The organism is Pseudomonas sp. Leaf58 (assembly GCF_003627215.1).
Classification (GTDB): Bacteria; Pseudomonadota; Gammaproteobacteria; order Pseudomonadales; family Pseudomonadaceae; genus Aquipseudomonas.
The window spans coordinates 75,483-97,449 of the sequence record NZ_CP032678.1 but is presented as its reverse complement, the minus strand read 5'-3'; the positions used below and the strand labels follow the sequence as shown (position 1 = coordinate 97,449).

Sequence of the window (21,967 nt, the reverse complement as noted above, 5' to 3'; positions counted from 1 at the left end):
GCTTTAGCCATATATTGGCTTGAAGGATTCGACTTAAGGTGATATTGTTTGAACCGTTACCCAACCACAATAAAAACAAGAAAAGGTGTAATGCTATGAAGCTAAATTTCCGTCGCCAAGCCGGTGCGACCTTGATCGAAACCATGATGGTTGTTGCACTGATGGCGGTGATTACCATCGGCGCCCTCGTCTACTTCAACTCGGCTAACGAATCGTCCAAGGTTCAGGAAGCCACCGCCAGCCTCACAGCCCTGACCTCCGTGATCCGCAACCAGTTTGCCACCCAGGGTGACTACACCGGCCTGACCGCTGATGTGGCGATGCGCTTCGGCAACGTCCCAGAAAACATGCTGGTTCGTTCTGGCACTGGTGGCGCTTCGGGTACTGCCTCGCGCTTCCGCCACCCTTGGAACCAGAACACTGGCGCTGTGACCATCGTGCCGGATACCACCAACGTGGCAAATGACAGCTTCACTGTGACCTTCACCAAGGTTCCAGCCGCCACCTGCGTCGATCTGATGACCCGCACCTTCCGTCACTTCGACAAAGCGGTTGCCGGCACCACCACTGTCACCACCGTGGCCCAAGCAACCAGCGGCTGCGGCTCTTCGGGCGAAGTCTCGATGTCCTGGACTGCACGCTAACAAAAAATCAGGGCAGCTGAGGCTGCCCTTTTTTTCGCATACAGAAAAGGCCTGAAGATGCACGCTATCAATTCACCCTTTGAGACGGTTACAGACCTTTACCTGCCCATTGAAAACCCCAAGGCTGGGTACAGCTATCCAGGGAAACGACCTCTAACACCCGAGATGCATGCAGGTGCTCTTTTTTTGGTAGAACAGGCCAAGAAAAAGCGCCTTGAAGACTGCACCTTGTCTGACGGCAGAGTGGCTTTCCGCTGCACCTATTTCCCAAGCGCCAATGGTGAATGGTATATCCTGCGCAAAATGCCCTCGGAGATCCTTTCCATGAAGGATCTTGGCATGCCCCCACCGATTGCCCATCATTTGACTTCAGAGCGGATGAACAAGGGCGGCCTGATCATCGTATCGGGCAACCCAGGGCACGGCAAGTCAACCACCCTGGCTTCGGTCATTGTTGAGCGTTTGAAGCGGTACTCAGGCATTTGCATCACCATTGAAGATCCGATCGAGATGCCTTTGCAGGGCGATCATGGCGGGGGCATTTGCTTCCAAAGACCTGTATCCGGTGAGGAAGAGTTTGCCCAGGCTATTCGCGGAGCATTACGCGCTTATCCCGCCAAGACCAATGCGATGATGATGATCGGGGAAGTCAGGGACACGGAAACGGCGGCCCTGGCCCTGCGTTCAGCGGTTGACGGTCGACTGGTGCTGCTGACCATGCATGCCGGCAACATCATTCAATCCATTCAGCGACTGTGCTCAATGGCGGCTCGTACCCTCACCGCCGAAGAAGTCAGGGAACTGCTGTCTTCGAGCTTTCGCATGGCCCTCCATCAGCAGCTGATGACCCAGCCTGGGGCTGCCAAGGCCAGGCTGGTGGTTGACGCCCTGTTGGATACCCAGGCCGTTGCCGGCACCATCCGTGCCAGGAATTTGCCGCTAGACACCCTGAAGAACGATCTGCTGCAGCAGCGCAAAGCGTTTCAGCTCAACCTGCCCATCGAGCTTCGCAAGCTCGATTGATCACTTTTCCTGACAAGGCCTGCAATTGAGCAGGCTTTTTCAGGGGTATTACGCTGGGCGTATGATCATCTCGTACTCATACAGTGTCAGGTCTTCCACCAGCTTGCGCAGCATGTCCAGCACGCGGTTTTCGGTCTTTTTTTCCTGCCATTGGCCATGCTTTGATTCACTTAGCGCCCTGCGCTCCTCTACCAGGTGAGGGCACAGTTCGGCGAGCGTGGTGTCATACATTTCCTTGGCCAGGATCCCGGCTGCGATGAAGATCTGCGGCACGGAAATGCGATCGTTGAAGCTGTAAGCCATCTCTTCCAGACTCTTGCCGCTAATCATCCACTGACTGAGGTTGCTAATGTCCGTTTCGGACAGCTTGTGCTTTTCTTTGAGGGGTATGATTTTCATTGTTATTGATCCAAAGAGGTTTTCTCCCATGTTATTCTAAACCTATCTGCCCAGAATGATAGTTTGCAAGCATTTCATTTAGGGCTATATTGTCAATTTCCAGAGCGAATGCCACCTTGAAACCTATTGAATTTGCGCTGTATGACGTTGAGGCCACAGGGCTCTCGCACCATCATGACCAGATCTTGCAGTTTGCCGGCCTGAAGGTCGACCAGGACTTGAATATCATCCCTGGCAGCGAACTGGTGATCGACGTCAAGCCCCGAGCGGATGTTGTGCCAGGGCCCAAGGCATTCGCCATTCACGGTATTTCCATCGAGTCCCTGCTCAAGAATGGAGTAACCGAGTGGGAAGCGGCAGGCCGTATTCGCGAGTGGTTCATGGGGTCGAGCGTTCCTTCGATGATGATGGGCTTCAACTCGCAGGGTTACGACGATGAAATGGTGCGCAATGCTTTCTACCGCACCATGATCGATCCTTACGAGCATGAATGGCGAAACGGCAACACCCGTGGTGATGCCATGCGCCTGATCATGCTGGCCTTTGCATTGCGCCCGGAAACCTTGCGTTGGCCGATCAGCCCTGCTACCGGTCGCTACACTCTCAAGCTCGGCGATCTGTGCGCGGAGAACGGCATCAAGCTTGAGTATGCGCACGACGCCCGGTTCGACGTGATGGCGACACTTGACCTGCTTCGCCTGGTCAAGAAGAACAGTCCGAAGCTGTTCGACTACTTCCTGAGCTTGTCGGACAAAACTGTTGCCAGTGACCTGGTGCTGCAGCGCAAGCCGTTGGCTGTCATCAATTCGTTTTTCCCGCGTGAGCAAGGGCACCTGTCGATCATGCTGCCGGTGATCATGGACAGCGTGCAGAATAAGACCAAGATGTGGAGCATTGACCTGCGCGAGGATCCCACCGAGCTGCTGAGTCTGTCGCCCAGCGAGATCAACCGCCGCATGTTCACCAGCATCAATGACCTGGGCGACGGCGAGGGCATCACCTCGATTCGCGCCATTGCCCTCAACAAGCAGCCACTGGTGTGTGGGCTCAACATCTTCAATCAGCGCCAGGACGTGCTCCAGCGCGCTGGTTTGGATATCGAACGCTGCCTGAAGCACGCTGCCATGATCGAGGCTGATCCAGGCTTCAGGGAGCGACTCCAGGAAGGCATGAAGAGTGTCTTCCCGCCCTGTGAGGACGTGTACGAAGGGATTTACAGCCTGGGCATGTTCGGGCGTGACGAACAGAACTTGCGTTCATCCCTGCGCCGCCCAGTGCAAACCGAGGGACTTGAAGGCTTGCAGCCCAAAATCATCAGCACCGATCCCCACCAGCTCGCCACCCTCAATGCAAGGGATCGCCTGCGCGCTTTTGACCTCTCGCTGCGCGCCAAGTGGGCCAACCATGCAGACCAGGTCATTGCCCTCGACAAATACACCCCAGAAGAGCTCAGCGAGTGGGTCAAGCACCTTGAAAATGCCTGGTTCAAGGAGAACCCTCCGAAGAATGCTCGCAACTACGCGATGTACCAGGCGGAGTTGCTCGAAGTGCGCGCCAGCACCGCGCTGACCCCTGACCAGGAGCGTGCGGTCAAGGAAATGGAGGCATTCGTCGAGCAGAACCTCGCCATGATCGAGTCGCTTAAGGAGCTGAGTGCCGAGTTGCAGAACAAATCGACCTCCCCGGAGGTTGGTCGCACCGAGATCGGCATGATCGAATCCGATCGGAAAAACCGTGAATCCCGACACAACGTGACGGGACTCGACTATCAGCCCTAATTGCCAGGGTTAGCCATCACGTCCACCTGGCCCCACCAGGTGGACATTTTTTCAGCCTGGGGATTTTCGCGATGAAACAATACCACGATCTACTCACTCACATTTTGGGTGAAGGCACCCTGGTGGAAAACCGAACCGGGGTTAAAACCCTCAGTGTTCCAGGTGCAGCCATGCGCTTTGACATGAAGGCGGGTTTTCCGGCCATCACCACCCGTCGCTTGCCCTTCAAGACAGCAATGGGAGAACTTGTAGGCTTTCTACGTGCTACCTCCAGTGCAGCAGGATTCAGGGCCCTGGGCTGCAAGGTTTGGGATCAAAATGCCAACGAGAACCAGGCATGGCTGAACAACCCCTACCGCGAAGGGCATGATGACCTGGGGCCTATCTACGGGGTGCAATGGCGCAAATGGCCGGCTTACAAACGACTGAAAAAAACCGAGTTGGAGAAAATCAAGGATGCCCTGGGGCGGGGTTATGAGATTCTCGCTGAATTCAAGAACCCGGACAATGAAGACTGCGTAGTGCTGTATAAGGAAATTGACCAGGTGCGCGAATGCCTGGACAAGATCATGCACAACCCGCAGGACAGGCGCATCATTTTCCACGGCTGGAACCCCGCAGATTTGGAAAGTGTGGCCCTGCCGAGTTGTCATGCCTGGTACCAATTCCTACCGAACCCGGTTAAGAAAGAGCTTTCCATCTCCCTCTACCTTCGCTCGAATGACACCTTCCTCGGACTTGGCATGAATCTTGCTGAGGCTGCCGCATTGTTGTCGTTGTTTGCCCGCCTGGCCGGCTATACGCCACGCTGGATCAACTACATCATCGGTGGCGATGCACATATCTATGAAAACCACATCGATGTTGTGCGCGAGCAATTGACTCGTGAACCGCTACCACTTCCTACCCTGGAGATCAGTGAGCGCGTGCCTGATTTTGCGGTGACCGGTGTATACCAGCCGGAATGGCTCGACCTGATCGAACCTGGTGATTTTGCCCTCAAAGACTACCAGCATCACGGTGTGCTGACCGCACCCATGGCGGTTTGAAGGGGGTCAAGGTGGCAAAATGATGGGTCGCTGCCACCGCTGCATGAAAAAGGGGAGCTTAGGCTCCCCTTTTTTCTTCTTGCTGACCTGCTCAGGAGAGCCCGTAATCGTTGTGACCCTTGACCTGTTTTTCCGGCTCTGGCGCAGAAACTTCCGCTGAGACGGTACGATCGATTTCAGCCACCAGCCCCGCAGCCGTGCGTGAAACGGCTTTGAGCAATTGTGATATCTGGTCTTCAACCTCGGTGGCATTGAGGGAGATGCGCTTGCTGAGCGCAGCCACAGGGCCTGAGAGGGTGTGGGCTTCAGACTGGGCAGTCAGGGACAGGTATTCAATGGTCATGTGGCGGGGAATGTCCAGCCTGCCAATGCGCACACCACCGTCGAGTTTTCCAGGTGGGATTGCCGAGAGGCCTTTGGCGTCCTGTGCAAATTCACGCAGGGCGCTGGCCTTGGCCAAGGCCCGAATGACTTCCTGGCTCTGCTCGAACTGGAAGGCGCCGGCAGGCTCCACTGAGGACTTGGCATGCAGCAGTGCGTGCTCGACAGAGACCAGGGCGACATTGGGATTTCTGGCCGACTGCCCAATCGCAACGATCCCGAAGGTCGGGCGGGTCGCGTCCTGACAGATCAGGGCCGGCAGGCCATCAGCGGTGGTGGTGAAACCGCGCATTTTATCTGCGACGACATGGCCAATTTTTTCAGCTTCCAGCAAGGTTGCTGCATAGATGGCCAGGCGATCTCTGGCGTTTTCATGCGCACCTGGCTGCACCGAGACAATGTAGGCCGGGATGATCTCCGAGCCATCCTTGATCAGCACGTCAGTCTTGACCATGCCTTGATAGGTGTCTTGCGACCTGACATAGAAACTGGCCAAGTCCGGGAGGCTGGTGGCATTGGGTTCAACGAACTGCTTCTCGTCAATTTTCACGAAACGGGAACCCTTTTCCTCCCCTGCGACCAAGCGACCACTCTGCGCAGGATGGCCTTGCAGGGCAGCTTCCAGCATGTCATACCCGGTCGGAGACTCACCCGTGGTTTTGGCCATTGAGCGCTCGAAGGCGGTATCGCCACCTGGCAACCCCAAGGCCTTGGCGATCAGCGATGTGGGAGCTTCGTGCAGGTTGACGACATAAGCACCATCAGCAGCTTCCGGAAGGCCCAGTGTGGCATAGTATGCCGCCCCTGCGTCGGTAGCGCTCACGTGCAGGATGCCGTGCTCATCGAGCTCCAACGAGGCCATGACGGTTTCACGACCGAGCGCTTGAGACCAGCTTTTGACCTGGTACTGATCAATGGGTGTATTGGCCCCAAGGCCTGAAAACAATTGCATAGGAATGCTCCTCAAGGTTCTTAACACCATTATGGCACGGGGAGATTGTCAGGTTGCAATATACGCATAAATAAATGGTCAAACCCAAAAACCCGACCAATGCAAAATACTCAGGAACGACCATCAAAAAACCCTTGACAATTTGGCCATAAAACATAAACTGACGACAGCCAACAAATTATTGCCTCGGCAGGGAGATGGACATGAAAGCCATTGCAGTTATCTGGTATGTATTCAAATTCTTCGTTCTGCCTGCCGGTGTGTGCATGGGCATCCTCTACGATGCCGCATCGCTTTCGGAGCTGAGCACCTATCTCACTGGCGGCCTGCTGAGCACCTTCGACCTGCTGGCCAGCGATAATGTCGACCTCTACGCCACCCTCTTCCAGATCCTGACGGCCCCCGTGGCACTGCTGGCCTGGATGATGCCAGAGGGTTCTTCGGTGTTTATCGCGAGCGCGGCGATCTTTGGCCAGCTGGGATTCTATGTGGTTGTGACCCTGCTGTGCTGGGCCATCAAGCCGCCACGCTTCCTGATCGATCGCGCTCAGGGTGAAACGCAAACCGCCTGATCGCTCTGCCTGCAATGAACAAACCGCCCTGGCTTCCGCTTCGGCGGTTTTTCTTTGGCCAAACGAAAGAGTGGCCCTCACGGCCACCCTGGTGGGTTGCGACTGAAGGATTACTCCTTCTTGTCATCCTCACCCATCATGCTGTCATAGAACTTCCTTTGCTTTTCCCACCGGGCTTTGGCCACGCTGCGGTCATGCTCACCCTTGACGGCTTTGAACGAGCTTTCATTGAGGTTGGAGCCTTTGCCCAGGGCGCCTTTCATTTCGCCAATCGATTCCTGCTCACCGAACGGACGGGAGACACCGCCGCCCATCCAATCCAGGATTTGATCCGGGATCTTGTACATAACCGAAATCATGTATTCACACATTTTCATCGTCATGCTGATGTAGATGGTGATCAGGCCGATAATTTCATACAAGCCCAGCGAGGTGTTCATGCCCGCCACTTTCCAGAACAGCGTGTTCATCAAGCTGAACCCTACATACGACAGGGTCATCGCGGCAAACAGGCCGACAATGCTCAAGGTTGGCCGCAGGATGATGGCATTGATCATTTGCAGGGCTTTTTGCATGTTCTGCCCGGAGATACCATCCCCTTCCGGGGTCGCCATCATGATCACAGCCAGTGGCGCTGCTGCCACTGCTTCGATGACGGTCGCAGATAGCCGCAGCACATCATGATCCAAGTAATTACAGGCATGAATGGAATGGCCATGGCCATCACAAAGGACATGCCGAGCAAGGCGCCCATCAGCGGTACCAGCGTGGCGATCAAGTAACGAAGCACGCCCGCTACACCACCACCTGCCGCGCCAAGCAACGGCAGTGCACCTGCGGCATTGTCAGCACCACCTGCCATGCCTGCTGCGACCAAACCGATCGCCCAGATGGTTTCGTTGATGCTTTGCAGGCCACGCCCCATGGACGAAATGGCGGTGAACGGCGAAAGCATCCCGGAGGTGTTGGTGGTCATGCCGCTAACCAGGCCAATACTGGAGCCAACTGCCTGGGTGCTGCCAAAGTTCATCAGACCATTCATAAACATTGTGGCGATGGCGCTGCTCACACTGCTGAAGAAACCAGCGTCCAGCGTGCCCGAAGCGCCCGCCGAGAGTTCGATGACCTGGGTGCTGCTCGAACCTGTAGATGAGGTGCTGGCGACTTTCTGAAGGGCCTCGATCCGCTGCAGCTGCGACTCCTGATCCTTGGCTGCTGAATCACAACTGGTGAAGTGGAAGAAGCCGCAACCCGTCACGTAATTGGTCGCTTTACCCTCATACGTGGCGCTGGAGGTGAGGCTGGTCAGGTAGTTGTACACCACCGACTGCAACCTGGAGGCCTCGAAGAACCAAGCGCCTGCAGCCATCCACCCACCCTCTTTCATGGTGGTTTTCCATTGACTGGCGATATCCGGGGTCACAATCTTGTTTTTGGCTTCGGCGATGTAGGTGCGATATGCACTGCCAATCTCGTTCAGCGTCGCAGCGTTGGTAGCCACCTTGTCGTAGACAGCCTTGTCAGCCGGATTGGACGAATAGTTGGTCAGTGCCGCCTCAATCTCGCCACGGGTTGGGCCATCAGAGAGCGTGACAACCTTGCCCAGCACGTTGTTCAGGAATGCCAGGTAAGCAGTCGGAATGTTGCTTTCGTAATTCGTCCGAATGGTGTCTTCCCAGCTCTGGGTGTTCAGGATGCGGCTGAGCGTGGTTTTTTCAGCAGTGGTGCCGGATGTCGCGCTGTTGTAGACACCCATCACGTTGGTGTTGTTCGGGAACGCGATGGTGCCACAATCAGTGAAGCTGATCGAGTTCAGGGTTTTCAGTTCAGCAAAATTCAGGGTGTAGCCACTGGAATAGGAGAATTTCTTCACCGTGGCGTTGCTGCCCAAGCTATATTTCAGATTGCCGGTCTGGGCCCCGGAAACCCCCTTGGAGACCAGGTATTTGTGGCGAACGACCGAGCAATGCAACACCTCGACAACATTGCGGTAAGCGTTGAAATCATAGACCGCCGTGGTCGGAATGGCAGGGCTGCCTACCGTCAATACTTCAGCCCCTTTTTCCCACACCCAGGTGCCAGCGTTCGAGCCCACGATGACCATCCAGACCACCAGCGACTGGGCCACAGAGAAGACTCCCTGGCCATCAGAAACCGGTGTGATCAAGCCAAAGGCAGTGGCCGTGCGCATGGGGAGCCAGACGCTTGACCACCCCTGGCCGAGCAATTGGCCATCGGCGGCAGTTTTAACCGCGCCGCCGAGGATGGTATAGGACAGAATCACGACCCCGAGAATCATGGCCACGATGTTGGAGTAGCCCAGTACCTGGGACAGCACGGTGGTGACTTCGCCCGTGCCGGGATAGCCACCGAAGGGCTTAAAGATGAAGGTGCCGAACAGCATGACCAGGCTTTGGTCGGCCAGGTCGGTAGATGATGGTGTCGCACCCAGGATATCGTGCATGAAGCTCGTGGCTTGAGCTGATTCAGCGGCTGTTGCGGCGTATGCACCAATAGATGCAAAAACCGATGAAACAAACAGCAGCAAATTAGCCAGGTGTTTTCTTATTGTCATTATTGTTTCACCTTAGGGGCGATAGGCAATGGCAGAAGCTGACGTGGATCTGCACACACTGCCGCAAAATAGTCGCCAATGCGCAGGAATTTGACTTCCCTTGTCTCCAAGATCTGTCGAGATGCCCACAGCAAAAAACTCAATTTCACGTAAAACAATTTTAGCACCAGCATCGAGAGCAGTGCGAGGAGAAATTCCTGCATGGTGTTGGCGAAAGCGATCATGATGAATGACACCAGCGCGCAAAATGCCGCGCTCAGCGCGGCTATCTTCACATTGCGGTAGCGCAAGCGGAATTCATCGGCTTCCATCCATTCCTGATCTTCGGCCAGATCCTCTTCTTGTCGTACGCGGGCCTTCACATCTTCGGCCAGAGACTTGAATTTCAGATTCGATTTGATCTGAGTTTGGCTCATGGTTCTTAGTTCGTTGAACAAGCCCATTGTCACTCTCCAAAGCACATGGCTTCAATGCCTAGAATTCCGCCAATCAGGCAGCTGAACCAGGTGATGTTCATACACACGAGCCCACCGAAAATTCGGTAAATGCAGGCGCGTTTCATGTCCGGACTACCGCCATCGGCACCAATGTTTCTCAGCAGATAGATGCCATGGACAAAGGCCATAAGCCCAACCAGGAAGACGAAGGCGAAGACCGCCTGCAATGTCTGTGCTGGCATGAACTTGCCAAAGCCGGTGGCAGCTGCCGCATTGCCCGCCGAGATGGCGGCTGAGTCCAACGCCAGGGTGCCCCGTCCTTCATAGCTGACGCCGGTTGCATTGGCGCTCACAAATGAGGCTCTCATCAGGCCGTAGACCCAGCCTACCGATAACATGAAGGTGCCGACGAACATGTGGATGAGCGCTTGCCCAATGGTTTTGTTGCTGCGCCCGGTTTGCGACTGATACACGGCCATCAGGCCATTGGCGAAAAGCAGCACGCCAAGGAAGGAAGCGAGGCCGAGCACCACTGAAAACAGGGAGCTCAATTGGCCAACCGTGTCCACATCAGCAGCATTGGCAAAACCGGGGAAGAGTGCCATTGCGGCCAGCCAAGGGGTATTTTTTGTTGTTTTCATGGCATTAGTTTCACTTCGATGAGCGTGCGGATGCGGTGTCTGCGTTGTTTTTGACGGGATCCAGGTTCATCAACACCAAGTTTGCCATCAACTGTTCCTGACGCAGGGACTGCTTGTATTGCTGTACGGAGAGATGGAGCATGAACGCATCCATTTCTGCGGCACGTTTCTGGAGCTCATCCGGCGACACATAACCGCTGTTCGCTGATTTGTTGGCACAGGAGTTGGTTATCTGGCAAAGCCAGTCGGCACTGCCGAAGCGGTCGTCAGCGAATTTCTGCATGGCAAACAATTCACCCGGTTTGCGGGTCTGCCCATCGGCTTCCAGGGTACCATCGCGAATGATGGTCACCTCATCCAGCGAAGCCAGCGCCAATTTGCGCACGTTCTCTCGACGATCATCCTGCAGTTTGGCCTGCTTGTAGGTACCGGTTTCCACCCCAAACCCTGCAGACAGGGCCACAACAGGGGTGATGGCGTTGGCGGCCAGCTCGTTCTGAATCATCACCGCCTTGTATTCATTGGCGTCCAGTTGACCACCAGGCGGGCTGATTGCCAACGAGGGTTTTTCACACAGGGAGTTGCCCTTGGCATCCACCAGGCCTTTGCAGACCTCAAGCGTCTGAATCGACTGCTTCACCTGTATTTCTTGAACATCTTCGACAGTCGGCCCCTTGCCGGTATTCCCCACTGGTTTACCCCGGCTCATGTCCGAAATGGCCTTGCGGGTCGCTTCCATGATTTCTACCTGACTGTCGGAGGCGCACAAGGCATCGTTCAGGATGTTGGAAACCGTGACAGTTTGACAGGCGTCCTGGGCGGGTACCGATTTCTCCAGCTGCTCGGTATTCTGGATATCCTGCTGGGTTTTGCCGAAGCGGGCAATCATGTTGGCGAACCCGTTGTTCAGCGAGTCTATTTCTAATGCCGAAAGAGCGCCCATTAAATCCATTTGCGCAAGCTGCATGGCCTCGTCTTTTGCCCACTCGAAAGCACGCTGAATGTTCGCCGAAATGGCCTGCGCCAGGAGCGCCGGGTCGGTTGTAGGCAGCAGTGCATTCGCCATCTGGGTAGACAGCATGCCCGTTACAGCCATGGCCGCCACTAGCCCACGCATCTTGTATTTTTTCAGGGTTTTCATGAGGATTCCTATCACTGGGCCAGTTCGATGCCTAGGTTCAGGTTTCTGCTCAGATCGGCAACCTGACGCTCACGGCAAAAGGACTCGAAATACTTGTTCAAGCCAACGAGAGATTCTTTGATGGTTTCGAGATTGTGCGATCTGCCGCTATAGCTCGCGTCGGGTGAGGCGACTTCTTCGAGGGTATAGGGAAAGGCTGGGAAGCTTGCAAGGACGAGGCTAGACATGGGCCCACCGCTACTTATTTATTCTTATATTGATGATCATACGGGGTGGCTATTTACCCGTCAATCAGTCAATATATGAAAAAAAGAATGGCCAAGAGGTCGTCATGGACTCAATTTCCGCCGCACCAACCTTGTTCTCCCCGGAGGCTGTCGCCGAGTTTTGGGGATCCATGCAGCCTGACGCTCGGGCCTGCATCCTGATGTTCGAGAAGAAAGAGACGTTCACCTACAATTTCAAGGAGCTTCCCGAGCTTTTCATCCGCATGGCCCACGCACTGCCCCGCGTTGCCCAATTGCCCATTGATGAAAAGAGCCAGGATGTCCTGGTGAAATTGATCCCTCTGCTTGTAAGTATGCCCTTCGGCACCTGCGTGTTCGCCATTCACTGGCTGAATCATCAGGCGGGGGACAGTCCGATCGGCTGGGGCACCTTGTGCTACCTCGAAGCAACCAATATTACCAACAATGTCATTGACCATCCTCACTACGATTTGGCCAAGCAGCTGGTCGAGCGTATTGCCACGATGATGAGGGTGAGAAAGGTCATCGGCATGCACTCTCAATGGCCTTTGAAGTCCAACTGATTAGGGATTTACTGACATGAAACAGATCTCACTGAAACTCACCGCCCTGATCTCGCTTTGCGGCGCATTGACGCTCTTCAATGCAGAGCCTGCGTCAGCCGGGGCATGCCAGACCTACATCGACAAAGCCAACGCTGTATTCGGCAACCTGATCAAGGACTCCTGTGTTGGCATCAACACCGACGCCAGCCTGGCCAACAACCCGTTTGTTTATGTGAATGCGGATGGCGGATGCGACCTCGGTTTGCAGCTACCTGGCCTGCCTGATTTCGGTTCGATCACTGGTGGTGGAATCAACGCCTGTTCCATCGTCAAGGCTGTCACTGGCTCCATGGTAGACACTGTCAACTCGTCGATCCGTGGCGCAATGAACGACACCGTTAACGGTATCAACAACAAGTCGCAGCAAGTTGGCGGCATCGACGTCATCAACAGTGGCAATACCAACATTGGTGACATGGTGACCGAACAAATCAGGAATGCGGCTGCAAATGCGGGCCAATAATGATGAGAAAAAACCGGATCTGGGTCATCGAGGCACCCGGCAAGGTTGATTCATTACGTGCCGCACTGAAGGATGCAGGGTTCCTACACGACAGGATCCTTGCCACTTATGGCCGGCTCTATGACTTGCCCGAAGATCGGCTGGCGCTCGACCCAAACAACCCTCACATTGTTGCCTGGCAAGCCAAGCGACCCGATCAGATTCGCAAGCTCAAAGGGCTCATTGAATCGGCGGATGAAGTCCTGATTGCCACGGATAGCGATATCGAGGGGGAGCTCATCGCCAGCCAGGTGGCCCACCTGTGCCTGAAGGATCAAATTGTCGACCGAGTGCACCTGGTGGGGTTTTCTGCCGAGCATGTTGAGCAAGCAGAGATCAATCGGATGCGAATTGATGCCGACCGGGTATGTGCGGCCAAAGCCCGGCGCTTATTCGATCGTCACTTGGGTTTCATGCTGACAGCTGAGGATGACAAGTGGCGCATGAGTATGGGGCGCATCACAACGCCCATAGTCAGGAGTTTACAGGATGACCCTGCTGAAGCAGTGGTGATTGACAAGGCATTGCCAGATGGCTGGCATGCGATCATGCGCCTCCCTACCACGCAATCGGTGCACGCCGAGACGGTGCTTGGTCTCCTGCATGCGCTGCCCACCCCGGTGATTGAAGTTTCCCGCCAGGAGCAGCAGGTCTTTGAGTGCAAACCCCTCACCGGCCCAGAGGCATTGTCGCTTTGCTGCAGATCGTTGAAAGAACCCCTCAATTCGGTATTGGAGTCACTTCAGCGCAATTATGAAAAGGGGAAGCTCAGCTACCCGCGCTCTGACAGCCGAAAACTGGGGGAAGTCAGTATGCGCTGGGCCGAAAGGATGGCGCAGGTCTACAGCAGACCATTCGACCGAGAGGTGGCTGCTTTTCGGCAAGGGGAGAAGCTGGCCCGCTCCTACGAAGCCCACGAAGCAGTCATGCCCATGGTCGAAGATGTTCCCGACTCCAGCATTCCAACCAGCAGCCTTTCTACCGACGAAGCTGTCTTGCGCGTCATTGCCATGCACAGCATGCGCTTGGGGGAGCCGGGAGAGGTGTTTACCCGTGAAACGGGCAAGCTTCAGCTCAATGACGACGGGCGGCGATGGGAGCATGTCTTACGATCCTGGAAGGGCAGCCTGGAATTTGTGCGTGACACTGATGCCATTGGCGACCTCAAGCACCCCCTGAGAAATGAGTTGGCGCGACCTGCAGACACTCACCAGGCTGGCGTTTCACTCTGGCGTCACGAGGTGGGGCATGTGGTGATGGAAAGGTTGGTCAGGGAGGAGCTCGGCAGACCCTCGACCATCAAGATTCATGCGCAAAAAACTGCCCATAACTACCTGGATCGCTATGGCGTGGTTAACGGGCGCGGGCAATTGATGCTCAAGCTTGTGGCCGAGCGCTCCCCTGAATTGGTCAAGCCCCTGGTGGCTGTCAAAATCGAAGAGGTGTTGACGCAAAAGGCCCCTGGACTTTCAATCGATGCCCGCTTGCAATCGGCCTGGAAGGTCTTGAAGCAGGCGCCGCTCGGCAGCACTGGCAAAAGCAAAGGACACTCTCCTGCTCCGGCAACTCCGCCCCAACACTCGGTCGAAGTGGTCGCCGAACCGGCGCCTGGCCACACCGATCTGGACAATTCGCCATCACCGATTTAAATGCTTATTGACGAAAAACTGGGTTGACTACATACTTCACAAACCCTAATAAAAACAGAAAGGTAGATAAGAAAATGGGTGTTATGAGTGCGGCCAGAGCCCTGGCCAATGGCGGTATGGCCAACATCAGACTGAGCAGCCAGATCCTCAAAGAAGTAAATACCCTGATCAAGGCCAGAAGCAAAGAAGAGGTTTCCCAGGCATTGCTGGATGATGCTTCGATGACCGCATTCGGCGAAAGCATCTACGAAAAACTGAGCTTGCCGCTGAAGAACCAGGTGCCCTTGGCGGGGTTCATCGACCTGGTGCTGAAAAACCGCCAGACCCTGATGAAAAAACCGCGCAATGTGAAAAAAGCGCAAAAGAAATAGGGTTTTTTTGACACTTATTTACCGTTTGAGTCTCCGAGTACTTGATAATTTGCGTTTCCGGCGCCATTCTATGCTCCATCAAACATAGCGTGCCTCGGCAACACACCAAATCGAGTACGACGGAGTCTCATCATGAATATCACTGCTACCCACCAAGACATTCTGGGTGCCCTGTCCAAATCGAAAACCCCCTTGACCGCTGAGGAAATCGCCAAGTCGCTGGGCACTTTGCGCAACAAGGTCAACATTCCGCTTAACCAGATGCTCAAGGAAGGCCTGATTGCGACCAACAGCGCTGAGCCCGGCCCACCCAAGTTTGAAATGGCTGAAGGCGCTGCAAAATTCCAGCTGAGCGCCGCGCCGGCCCCGAAAGCTGCCGCAAAAGCCGCCCCAAAAGCTGCCTCGAAAAACGCTGCCAAAGCCGGGTCGAAAGCCGCGCCTGCGAGTAAAGCGGGCAAAGGCCAAAAGGTGGTGGATATCAAGCAAGGCTCGCGCCAGAAACAGGCGGCTTCTTCGGCCAATACTGCCCAGGCTGGCGCGCCAGTCGGATCACCCTCCCCCCTGGAGCCGCGCCTTCAAATACTGCAATTGCTCAATACCAAAACGCGCCGCGAAGAAGAATTGATGGCAATTGATGGTCATGAGGCCATTTTGGGCGACCTCATTGCCAATGAACTGGTCATCCAGGACAAAATCATGGATGAGATGACCTTCAAACTCACCGAAAAAGGCCGTACTGAGTTCCCAAAATCGTTCTTCGAGGCACTGCCCAAGCCGGAATCTGTCAAAGCCGTCGCCGCTGCAGCAGCTCCTGCTTCAAGTGAAGGGGTCACCGCCACCCCAACCAAGCGCAGACCCGGTCGCCCTTCCAACAAGGAGCTGGCCGAGCGCCGGGCCGCAGAAGCAGCCTCGGCTGGTACCGCCACAAATACACAGGTCGATGCCGGACAACAGGCTGCTCCTGTCTTGGAGCTCACCGAACCGGTAGCAACAAGACGCAGACCCGGTCGCCCATCGAAGGCGGAGCTTGAACGCCGCGCAGCAGAAGCTGGGCAAAGTGGTGCACAACCAGCAGCCATGCCGGCCCCGGCGCCAGCACCACAAAAACGGGCTCAGAAACTGGCTGAGAAACCGTCCCAGTCGGCGGACTCCATGAGCCTGAGTGGTGAGGATATGCTGGAATTCAACCGCTTGATTTCGCGGATGTTCGATGAAAAGACGCAGAATCTTCGCCTGCAAAACGAGTCGTATCGCAAGGATGCTGTGGAGTTGGCCAAGTCGATGTCCGCGCTGGCAGCCAACATCGCCGCCGTTAGTGAGCGCATTCTGAAAATCTTCGGCTGATTCAGTGATCGAGGGCCCTTTCCTCAGCGATAGGGCCCGGCTTTCGACCCATTTTCAACTCATCCCTGCCCCAATCCTCCCAGAATACCTCGATCGACATGGCCGTCTGCTCGTAGTTTTCCAACGAGGAAAGCGCCTGATCGGACATAATGGTCATCATTTCAGATCGCATGGCGTCATCCTCCAGGCCAGCAATTCTGCCCAGGTTATTGGCGGCCCAGGCGTTACCGCTGGCATCAATGGTGGTGGAAAGGTGCAGCAAGCTCTCGCGTATCCATTGCGATGAGATACCCATCTGACCTCGCATGCCGATCAGGTCAATTTCAGCCTGAACACGCTTCATCATGAACTGAACTACCAGCTGCTGATTATCTGCAGTCGAGGTGACCCCAACGGCGGTGATTGCCGTGCGCAGCGAATTCTCAAAGGCTTGCGCGCTGTGCAGATCCCCTCGATGGGAATAGGTGATCATCAACGCTGCCGCATCCTGCAAAGGCTTGTGCCGCGTACTCATGGCACTATGAGCAAACTCACGGTAGATATTCTCTGCAGCCATCACCAGATCACGATCACTTAGCGCCTGGAATGATTTCGGATCAACCCCGGACTTTGGAAGGCTTTGCATCACATCAAAGGTATTGTGGGTCACACTGCCAGAAGCCCTGAACGGCAGGATGCACAATGGCAGGAAGTCCCAGGAGCCAGTGATCTTGGCCATAAGGCATGCGGAGTAGATGTCGGCAAAAAGCTCTTCGCGAAACGTCAGGTTGTCACGATTGCCATCGCTAACAAACTGATCATACGATTCGCCGTGAAGCACGCTTGAGGTCAGGCAATGGCCCAGCTCATGTCCGAACAGATAGGTTTTGGCGATATCCTGGGGGTACCAGGTGTGGGCAAAAGCCTCTACAGATTTTGGCGAAAATTTCAGTGCGGCGAAGCGCAAGCCATCCTCGCCTTCAAATCGAAATGAATGGGCACACTCGTCCTGCTGCTCATGCCGCAGAAAGGCCATCCTCGCGAAGGAATTGTAGTTCTTGCCCTGTCCAATCTCGTGGTGGAGCTCGGCTTGAGCGCGCTTGTAGAGGTGATGATCCTTGGCGTACTGCGACAGGCTTTCCAGGTAGCCGACCAACGGAATGTGGCAGTGAGCACTTCGTCAAACCGGTCAAGATGAGGGTTTTTAAAGCGAACGTCCTTGATCAGCTTGGGTGGAAGCACCGCAACAATGTCTGCCAGTGCTGGGTCGTCCGCGTCCATCAGCAGTGTGCCTGGGACGGCGAATCGCATGTTCAGGACTTTATTAAAGGTGGACATTTTCAAAATGGCGTTGCCAAGCAGCTTCTTTCGCACCATTTCGTCCGTGCTGGCCTGACGCATTAGGCCAACAACCGGGTCTCGCTCATTGTCCACCAAAGCCATGACATAGGCAGCCAGGGTCGACAATCCCTTGAACTCAATGTCTCGCACAAGGCTGGTTAGGCGATCGGAGAGGCCTTTTTGGCCCTGCGTCTTAAGCACAATCGCGTTGCGAAGCAGATCTTTGGCTTTCATCTTGATCACCTGGACGTCATACTTGATTGTGTACCCTGCGAATCGGAGAAATAAACCCCATGATCACCCTGGACTCTCATCTAACCTTTATCGGTGTCGACGAGGAAACCGGGAAACCTCGCTGCGGTTTTTTCACCGATCTGGTCGATGCGCAGGACATGCCTGTGACCGCCGCCATTGAACATGGCGCAATGACCCTCATGCTAGGCACAGGGCGCTCCATTCAATTCCAAATGCCGCACGCACTGCTGGCATACGTTACCCAAGGTGCCGACTTCTGGATTGGCAACATCGGGGGCAGCGGAGAAGCCTGGCTGATCAGCGTGGAGATGATCGAAGCCCCCTAGAAGTCGTCGTTCTCGGAGAACTCCCAGACATAGCGACTAACCTGCATCAATTTCAAATTGAAGCCTTGCAGCAGATCGTTTTCACGGGTGATGCCCTTCTTGTCCATCGGTACTGCCCGGAGCATCTTGATCTCGTCCCCCAGGGCATCGAGTCGCATCAGCCGGACAAAAATCCTGAGGCCAATCGGGTGGGCACTTTCCCCTGAACCGATTTGCATCACCAAAAACAAGCCCGATTGCCCCGTCACCCGCGCAGCATAGAGCCACTTCGCGGATTTGAATTTCTCGTAAAATCGCTTGGGTATGCCCAAATACACCTGTCCGTTCGAGGGCATGAGTCCAAACATGGAAGAGCCATAAGGGCTAAGCACAAAGGTATGCTTCAACGAGTTTTTTGGAAAATCACTCCGAAAATTCAGAATCTCATGCCCAAGGTTGAGCAGCAAGGTCTCTTCAGGGGTTTTCCCCTCAAGCGGGTTGTTATCTCTGGCCATGAGCTATCTATTTTCTTGTTTATTGAATGGGTAGATATTAGAATCAAAGAAAAAACAAAGCAAGGTTGTATCATGTCAAACGACCCCCGAGCTATTGCGATCGAATCGATCGAAGACATACGCGAAGCCTTCAACGCCTCAATGGCGCGCCTGAACATGAGCTCGTACAAGGTCGATGTGGACAACGAAAAACACCCGGTTGAGGTGGTAACTCACCCCGGCGTACTGCTATCTCGACTGGCCATGCGCGCCGAGGAGATTGCGATTCTTGTGTATGGCGTGCGGCTTTTCCCCAATGCGTGCTATTTGGTCAGCAACGAATCACCGTGCGGAATGATCATTCAGCACTTCGAAGACTTGAGTTTCGATCAGCAAACCGACATCAATATCCAGCAAAGCCAGGAGCGCGAGGTGGCGACCCTGGACACCTTGACCCGTGGCTTGATGGGCATGATTCTGGATCGTGCGATCGGTGACACCTTCGAGATTGACCCCAAACAAAAGCTGGTGAAAATCAAGCCACACAACATGGTCATCCACGGTCTGTTCAAGATCACCCAGGAATATCAGGATGGCCAAGGCCTGCCGCTTCTGGATGCAAACATGGTCGCCTTGTCCGACTTGCAAGGCATGCTGATGGAAGCGGAGCCGCTCCTGGCTTTGAACAAGGCTCGCGAGAAGGCCTTCGAGATGGAGCAATTGCAGCGCCAGCGCTTCGAGCGCCTGGCAGGCCTGGAGGGTGGTGTAGATGGCCTCTAATCGCGGTTCCGGTCGTAGTCACGATGATGACGATGATCCCATCTCCATGGTGGATAACCTGGAGAAAGGATTCAATGACGCCGATGAGAGCAGTGACAGCAGCAATGACCACTTTGTGCGCCGGGTGCGTGAGCGCGAGCGTCTGCGCGCCTTAGAGCGCGAACGCGCGCCCGCCAACTGGCGCGAGCAGCCCAAGCTGGAAACCCCGAAGCCAAAACCCTCCACTGAGTCCAAGCCGCTGGATCAGGGGCAGGGTCGCATCCAGTATTACCGTGCGCTGCAGGGGTTTTTGCAGGCCATGACTGAAGCAGCCCCTCTGTATGTGGGTGAACGTCGACGCAACCCGCACCTCAGTGATGATGATTTGAAGCAGGTGGTCGCCCAGAAGTGCAAGGAGCACCTGAGCTTGGTGGATTTGTGCTTGACGGCCAACAACGCCGACAGCCAGGACATCTTGCTGCGTTACATGCGCAGGGCCCTGGCCAAAAACCTGGCCAGTCTGTACGTGGACACCCCCATTGAGACCCTAAGCGGCCTGGTTCAGGTTGCACAGCAATGGGTGCTGGAGAGCAGTGATTTTGAGAACTCAATGGCTGAAAATGCCACCGGTGACGGCAACCTCGTGATCAAGCTGGCACTGTTTACCGCGACATTGAAAACCCAGTCGCGACTGGATGGCCTGTGGTGTGCGCACGAGCCGAAAGATGTCCTCAGGGAGCTGTCGAAAATTGCCCTGATCCTGGCGAAAGACGTGGCGTACAGCTGGAGCAAGCGCTCCCAGATTTCCGACAAGGAGAATCTCTTCAGCAGCGCCCTGCCCCATTGCCTGGACGCTGCGGAAAAAGCCTATCGTGAATGCGTGATGGAAGAGCTGGAGCCGATCGAGTATCTGCCTAGTGATCCCGGAATGCCGCTACCCTTGTTTGAAAACTCATTTGAGTCGCTGGACATGGGATATGAAGACGAGGACGCTCAGGCCCTGATTGAGCGCGTTCGCACCCTCGCAAAAGGTTACCTCGACAACACCAAGATTCCGGACTTACTCCCGGATGAGGCTGCTCGGTGGAAATCCAATTATCTTGCGCACATCGACAGCCAAATGTCGGAGGCATGGGAAGATGCGGGAGCTGACCTGATCGATAAAATCAGCGCCATGTCCGATGAAGACAAAGAAACCTATCTGGCACAGCATGAGCATATGGATTTTTCTCGGTTTGAGGAAAAATTGAAGGATCGGCTGAATGAGGGTAACTTACCGCTTCAGGACATCACCCTTTCATTCGATCGTGTCAGAGACAAGGCCAAACATCACCTGGCCTGGATCTGGGCGATTTCCGATTCATTGATCATGTCGCGCAGCGAACAGCTTCCGGAGGATTAACATGAATTTCAAGCGCAAGATGCGTAACACGCTGGGTCTTGGCTGCTTGGTGCTGTCACTGGGAGCCAACGCCTTCTTGATCCCAGTGAACGATTACGCAAAGCTGGCCCAGCAGATTTATGAAGACATTCAAACGCAGATGCATGCGGCGATCGAATATGCACACCTCGATTCGATAATGCAAATGTACCACACGGGCAAAGACAGCTCGATCATGGCGATGAACAATGGTGTGGCCAACACCGTAGCGCGCATGAATCAGGTGCTTACCGACATTCATAACAAGCGCCAGCTGGAGCGATCACTGCCGACCCGCGACGCCTGCACGACAACCATCAATGGCACTGCTATTTCCGACCTGGCATGTGGCGACAGCTCGGTGCTGGACACCTATCAAGACGTGATCGACACCGTGTCAGGAAACGTGGTTGGGCTGTACGCCAAGGCCAAAAGCGTAGGCCAGGGGATTACCGGGCTGGTCACCAGTGCGTCAACGTCCGGTGCATCAGCGACGCTCACTGAATCACAGAAGAACTATGCGGCTTATCTGGCCAAACAGATCGCCACTTTTGACAAAATCAAGGCCTGGGGGGATGCGGGCAAAGGCGAATTGGCGAGCGACCCTCGGCTTCTCATGCCCATGGGCAACTACAACCCGCAATTCAGCCCCGAAGACCTGGAAATGGCCCAGACGTATGCGTATGTCACCTACCCTCCGTACGTGCGTTTCAATCCGACCGACCCCACCGAACCTCAGGAAATCCTGACAGAGCTGCGGATGAAGAACGCAGTGAATGATGTGGGGGCTATCATCAACCGGCACATTCAGATGCGTACCCCGCCTGAACCTGGACAACCCTCCAAGTTGACGGCACTTGAAGCGCAAACAGCCCTGCGTTTCACCGACCAAGGCGCTCTGGCAACTGACGGGAAAAGCTGGGTGACCAGGGTTACTCAGGACAACACCTACACGACCAGTGCCATCAACCGCGAAGGTGCGATCATGAAGTCGATTCAGTTGCGCCAAATGATTGATCGGTACGAATCCAGCCTGATCAAAGAACAGTTGCTGGCCAAATACGTGCTGGGCGTCATCGACAACCCTGCCAATAAAATGTGAG

At 55.0% G+C, this 21,967-nt stretch carries 25 protein-coding genes; 14 read left to right on the top strand and 11 right to left on the bottom strand.

Features of this window, described 5'->3' with window-relative positions; translation table 11 throughout:
• The first annotated feature begins 95 nt into the window (after positions 1-95).
• Together DV532_RS25660 and DV532_RS25655 are read left to right on the top strand one after the other, a co-directional pair.
• Positions 96-644 (top strand): type 4 pilus major pilin, encoded by a 549-nt coding sequence (locus tag DV532_RS25660; protein ID WP_056799861.1) that lies wholly within the window; start codon positions 96-98, stop codon positions 642-644.
• A gap of 57 nt (positions 645-701) precedes the next feature.
• Positions 702-1,667, top strand: coding sequence for an ATPase, T2SS/T4P/T4SS family (locus DV532_RS25655; protein WP_236707509.1), 966 nt, complete (start codon positions 702-704; stop codon positions 1,665-1,667).
• Between the two features lie 48 nt (positions 1,668-1,715).
• Here the strand turns inward: DV532_RS25655 and DV532_RS25650 are convergent, their stop codons facing one another.
• Positions 1,716-2,066, bottom strand: coding sequence for a hypothetical protein (locus DV532_RS25650; protein ID WP_056799867.1), 351 nt, complete (start codon positions 2,064-2,066; stop codon positions 1,716-1,718).
• 116 nt (positions 2,067-2,182) lie between these two features.
• Here DV532_RS25650 and sbcB point away from each other — a divergent pair, with 116 nt between their 5' ends.
• Both sbcB and thyA read left to right on the top strand, forming a co-directional pair.
• A complete protein-coding gene (gene sbcB, locus DV532_RS25645; protein WP_056799869.1) occupies positions 2,183-3,844 on the top strand; it encodes an exodeoxyribonuclease I in 1,662 nt (553 codons plus the stop codon).
• Positions 3,845-3,915: 71 nt separating this feature from the next.
• Positions 3,916-4,893, top strand: a complete 978-nt coding sequence (gene thyA, locus DV532_RS25640) for a thymidylate synthase (RefSeq protein ID WP_056799873.1) — start codon at positions 3,916-3,918, stop codon at positions 4,891-4,893.
• 91 nt (positions 4,894-4,984) lie between these two features.
• Here the strand turns inward: thyA and DV532_RS25635 are convergent, their stop codons facing one another.
• Positions 4,985-6,226, bottom strand: a complete 1,242-nt coding sequence (locus DV532_RS25635; RefSeq protein ID WP_056799876.1) for a hypothetical protein — start codon at positions 6,224-6,226, stop codon at positions 4,985-4,987.
• A 203-nt stretch (positions 6,227-6,429) separates the two neighbouring features.
• On the opposite strand from DV532_RS25635, the gene DV532_RS25630 reads away from it, so the two are divergent.
• Positions 6,430-6,798, top strand: a complete 369-nt coding sequence (locus tag DV532_RS25630) for a hypothetical protein (protein WP_056799878.1) — start codon at positions 6,430-6,432, stop codon at positions 6,796-6,798.
• A gap of 110 nt (positions 6,799-6,908) precedes the next feature.
• Here DV532_RS25630 and DV532_RS25625 read toward each other — a convergent pair whose 3' ends face one another.
• Genes DV532_RS25625 through DV532_RS25600 form a run of 6 tightly spaced genes read right to left on the bottom strand, consistent with a single transcriptional unit; the run spans position 6,909 to position 11,819 of the window.
• The gene (locus tag DV532_RS25625; RefSeq protein ID WP_162948989.1) at positions 6,909-7,475 is read right to left on the bottom strand and encodes a DotA/TraY family protein; all 567 of its coding nucleotides are present in this window, start codon (positions 7,473-7,475) and stop codon (positions 6,909-6,911) included.
• Positions 7,418-9,373, bottom strand: coding sequence for a DotA/TraY family protein (locus DV532_RS25620; protein ID WP_120715404.1), 1,956 nt, complete (start codon positions 9,371-9,373; stop codon positions 7,418-7,420). The genes DV532_RS25625 and DV532_RS25620 overlap by 58 nt, the downstream gene beginning before the upstream one ends.
• Complete coding sequence (locus DV532_RS25615) at positions 9,373-9,789, bottom strand: hypothetical protein (RefSeq protein WP_156675981.1); 417 nt, start codon at positions 9,787-9,789, stop codon at positions 9,373-9,375. Before DV532_RS25615 ends, DV532_RS25620 begins: the two co-directional genes overlap by 1 nt.
• A gap of 29 nt (positions 9,790-9,818) precedes the next feature.
• The gene (locus DV532_RS25610; protein WP_082476851.1) at positions 9,819-10,451 is read right to left on the bottom strand and encodes a hypothetical protein; all 633 of its coding nucleotides are present in this window, start codon (positions 10,449-10,451) and stop codon (positions 9,819-9,821) included.
• Positions 10,452-10,461: 10 nt separating this feature from the next.
• A complete protein-coding gene (locus DV532_RS25605; RefSeq protein ID WP_056799889.1) occupies positions 10,462-11,592 on the bottom strand; it encodes a hypothetical protein in 1,131 nt (376 codons plus the stop codon).
• A gap of 11 nt (positions 11,593-11,603) precedes the next feature.
• Positions 11,604-11,819, bottom strand: a complete 216-nt coding sequence (locus DV532_RS25600) for a hypothetical protein (RefSeq protein WP_056799890.1) — start codon at positions 11,817-11,819, stop codon at positions 11,604-11,606.
• 104 nt (positions 11,820-11,923) lie between these two features.
• Between DV532_RS25600 and DV532_RS25595 the strand changes: the two genes are divergently transcribed.
• The 5 genes from DV532_RS25595 to DV532_RS25575 all read left to right on the top strand — a co-directional run bounded on the left by DV532_RS25595 (position 11,924) and on the right by DV532_RS25575 (position 16,311).
• Entirely contained in the window at positions 11,924-12,403 is a 480-nt protein-coding gene (locus DV532_RS25595) for a hypothetical protein (RefSeq protein ID WP_056799893.1), read from the top strand.
• 16 nt (positions 12,404-12,419) lie between these two features.
• On the top strand, positions 12,420-12,908 hold the full coding sequence (locus DV532_RS25590; protein ID WP_056799896.1) for a hypothetical protein: 489 nt from the start codon (positions 12,420-12,422) through the stop codon (positions 12,906-12,908).
• Positions 12,908-14,596: a DNA topoisomerase gene (locus DV532_RS25585; protein WP_056799899.1), complete on the top strand. Its 1,689-nt coding sequence runs from the start codon at positions 12,908-12,910 to the stop codon at positions 14,594-14,596. The genes DV532_RS25590 and DV532_RS25585 overlap by 1 nt, the downstream gene beginning before the upstream one ends.
• Before the next feature lie 23 nt (positions 14,597-14,619).
• Positions 14,620-14,967, top strand: a complete 348-nt coding sequence (locus DV532_RS25580; protein ID WP_256659164.1) for a hypothetical protein — start codon at positions 14,620-14,622, stop codon at positions 14,965-14,967.
• 132 nt (positions 14,968-15,099) lie between these two features.
• Positions 15,100-16,311 (top strand): hypothetical protein, encoded by a 1,212-nt coding sequence (locus DV532_RS25575; RefSeq protein ID WP_056799904.1) that lies wholly within the window; start codon positions 15,100-15,102, stop codon positions 16,309-16,311.
• A gap of 1 nt (position 16,312) precedes the next feature.
• On the opposite strand, the gene DV532_RS25570 is transcribed toward DV532_RS25575, so the two are convergent.
• Positions 16,313-17,257 carry a hypothetical protein gene (locus DV532_RS25570; protein WP_120715403.1) on the bottom strand — a complete coding sequence of 315 codons (945 nt, stop codon included), beginning with the start codon at positions 17,255-17,257 and terminating at the stop codon, positions 16,313-16,315.
• Positions 17,239-17,865, bottom strand: a complete 627-nt coding sequence (locus tag DV532_RS25565) for a hypothetical protein (protein WP_120715402.1) — start codon at positions 17,863-17,865, stop codon at positions 17,239-17,241. The genes DV532_RS25570 and DV532_RS25565 overlap by 19 nt, the downstream gene beginning before the upstream one ends.
• A 59-nt stretch (positions 17,866-17,924) precedes the next feature.
• Between DV532_RS25565 and DV532_RS25560 the strand changes: the two genes are divergently transcribed.
• Positions 17,925-18,212: a hypothetical protein gene (locus DV532_RS25560; protein WP_056799908.1), complete on the top strand. Its 288-nt coding sequence runs from the start codon at positions 17,925-17,927 to the stop codon at positions 18,210-18,212.
• On the opposite strand, the gene DV532_RS25555 is transcribed toward DV532_RS25560, so the two are convergent.
• A complete protein-coding gene (locus tag DV532_RS25555; protein ID WP_056799911.1) occupies positions 18,209-18,706 on the bottom strand; it encodes a hypothetical protein in 498 nt (165 codons plus the stop codon). The two genes, DV532_RS25560 and DV532_RS25555, sit on opposite strands and share 4 nt — an antisense overlap.
• Before the next feature lie 72 nt (positions 18,707-18,778).
• Here DV532_RS25555 and DV532_RS25550 point away from each other — a divergent pair, with 72 nt between their 5' ends.
• The 3 genes from DV532_RS25550 to DV532_RS25540 are packed head-to-tail and all read left to right on the top strand — an operon-like array spanning position 18,779 to position 21,966.
• Positions 18,779-19,465, top strand: coding sequence for a hypothetical protein (locus DV532_RS25550; protein ID WP_056799914.1), 687 nt, complete (start codon positions 18,779-18,781; stop codon positions 19,463-19,465).
• A complete protein-coding gene (locus DV532_RS25545) occupies positions 19,455-20,846 on the top strand; it encodes a hypothetical protein (RefSeq protein ID WP_236707510.1) in 1,392 nt (463 codons plus the stop codon). The genes DV532_RS25550 and DV532_RS25545 overlap by 11 nt, the downstream gene beginning before the upstream one ends.
• A 1-nt stretch (position 20,847) precedes the next feature.
• The gene (locus DV532_RS25540; RefSeq protein ID WP_056799920.1) at positions 20,848-21,966 is read left to right on the top strand and encodes a hypothetical protein; all 1,119 of its coding nucleotides are present in this window, start codon (positions 20,848-20,850) and stop codon (positions 21,964-21,966) included.
• Position 21,967 lies beyond the last annotated feature (1 nt).

Coding starts and splice junctions, on each gene's coding strand:
- DV532_RS25555 (WP_056799911.1), bottom strand. CDS start 18,706: ATGGCCAGAGATAACAACCCGCTTGAGGGGAAAACCCCTGAAGAGACC.
- DV532_RS25595 (WP_056799893.1), top strand. CDS start 11,924: ATGGACTCAATTTCCGCCGCACCAACCTTGTTCTCCCCGGAGGCTGTC.
- thyA (WP_056799873.1), top strand. CDS start 3,916: ATGAAACAATACCACGATCTACTCACTCACATTTTGGGTGAAGGCACC.
- DV532_RS25600 (WP_056799890.1), bottom strand. CDS start 11,819: ATGTCTAGCCTCGTCCTTGCAAGCTTCCCAGCCTTTCCCTATACCCTC.
- DV532_RS25575 (WP_056799904.1), top strand. CDS start 15,100: ATGAATATCACTGCTACCCACCAAGACATTCTGGGTGCCCTGTCCAAA.
- DV532_RS25565 (WP_120715402.1), bottom strand. CDS start 17,865: ATGAAAGCCAAAGATCTGCTTCGCAACGCGATTGTGCTTAAGACGCAG.
- DV532_RS25605 (WP_056799889.1), bottom strand. CDS start 11,592: ATGAAAACCCTGAAAAAATACAAGATGCGTGGGCTAGTGGCGGCCATG.
- DV532_RS25655 (WP_236707509.1), top strand. CDS start 702: ATGCACGCTATCAATTCACCCTTTGAGACGGTTACAGACCTTTACCTG.
- DV532_RS25615 (WP_156675981.1), bottom strand. CDS start 9,789: ATGAGCCAAACTCAGATCAAATCGAATCTGAAATTCAAGTCTCTGGCC.
- DV532_RS25610 (WP_082476851.1), bottom strand. CDS start 10,451: ATGAAAACAACAAAAAATACCCCTTGGCTGGCCGCAATGGCACTCTTC.
- DV532_RS25560 (WP_056799908.1), top strand. CDS start 17,925: ATGATCACCCTGGACTCTCATCTAACCTTTATCGGTGTCGACGAGGAA.
- DV532_RS25590 (WP_056799896.1), top strand. CDS start 12,420: ATGAAACAGATCTCACTGAAACTCACCGCCCTGATCTCGCTTTGCGGC.
- DV532_RS25620 (WP_120715404.1), bottom strand. CDS start 9,373: ATGACAATAAGAAAACACCTGGCTAATTTGCTGCTGTTTGTTTCATCG.
- DV532_RS25660 (WP_056799861.1), top strand. CDS start 96: ATGAAGCTAAATTTCCGTCGCCAAGCCGGTGCGACCTTGATCGAAACC.
- DV532_RS25545 (WP_236707510.1), top strand. CDS start 19,455: ATGGCCTCTAATCGCGGTTCCGGTCGTAGTCACGATGATGACGATGAT.
- DV532_RS25635 (WP_056799876.1), bottom strand. CDS start 6,226: ATGCAATTGTTTTCAGGCCTTGGGGCCAATACACCCATTGATCAGTAC.
- DV532_RS25630 (WP_056799878.1), top strand. CDS start 6,430: ATGAAAGCCATTGCAGTTATCTGGTATGTATTCAAATTCTTCGTTCTG.
- DV532_RS25650 (WP_056799867.1), bottom strand. CDS start 2,066: ATGAAAATCATACCCCTCAAAGAAAAGCACAAGCTGTCCGAAACGGAC.
- DV532_RS25550 (WP_056799914.1), top strand. CDS start 18,779: ATGTCAAACGACCCCCGAGCTATTGCGATCGAATCGATCGAAGACATA.
- DV532_RS25585 (WP_056799899.1), top strand. CDS start 12,908: ATGATGAGAAAAAACCGGATCTGGGTCATCGAGGCACCCGGCAAGGTT.
- DV532_RS25540 (WP_056799920.1), top strand. CDS start 20,848: ATGAATTTCAAGCGCAAGATGCGTAACACGCTGGGTCTTGGCTGCTTG.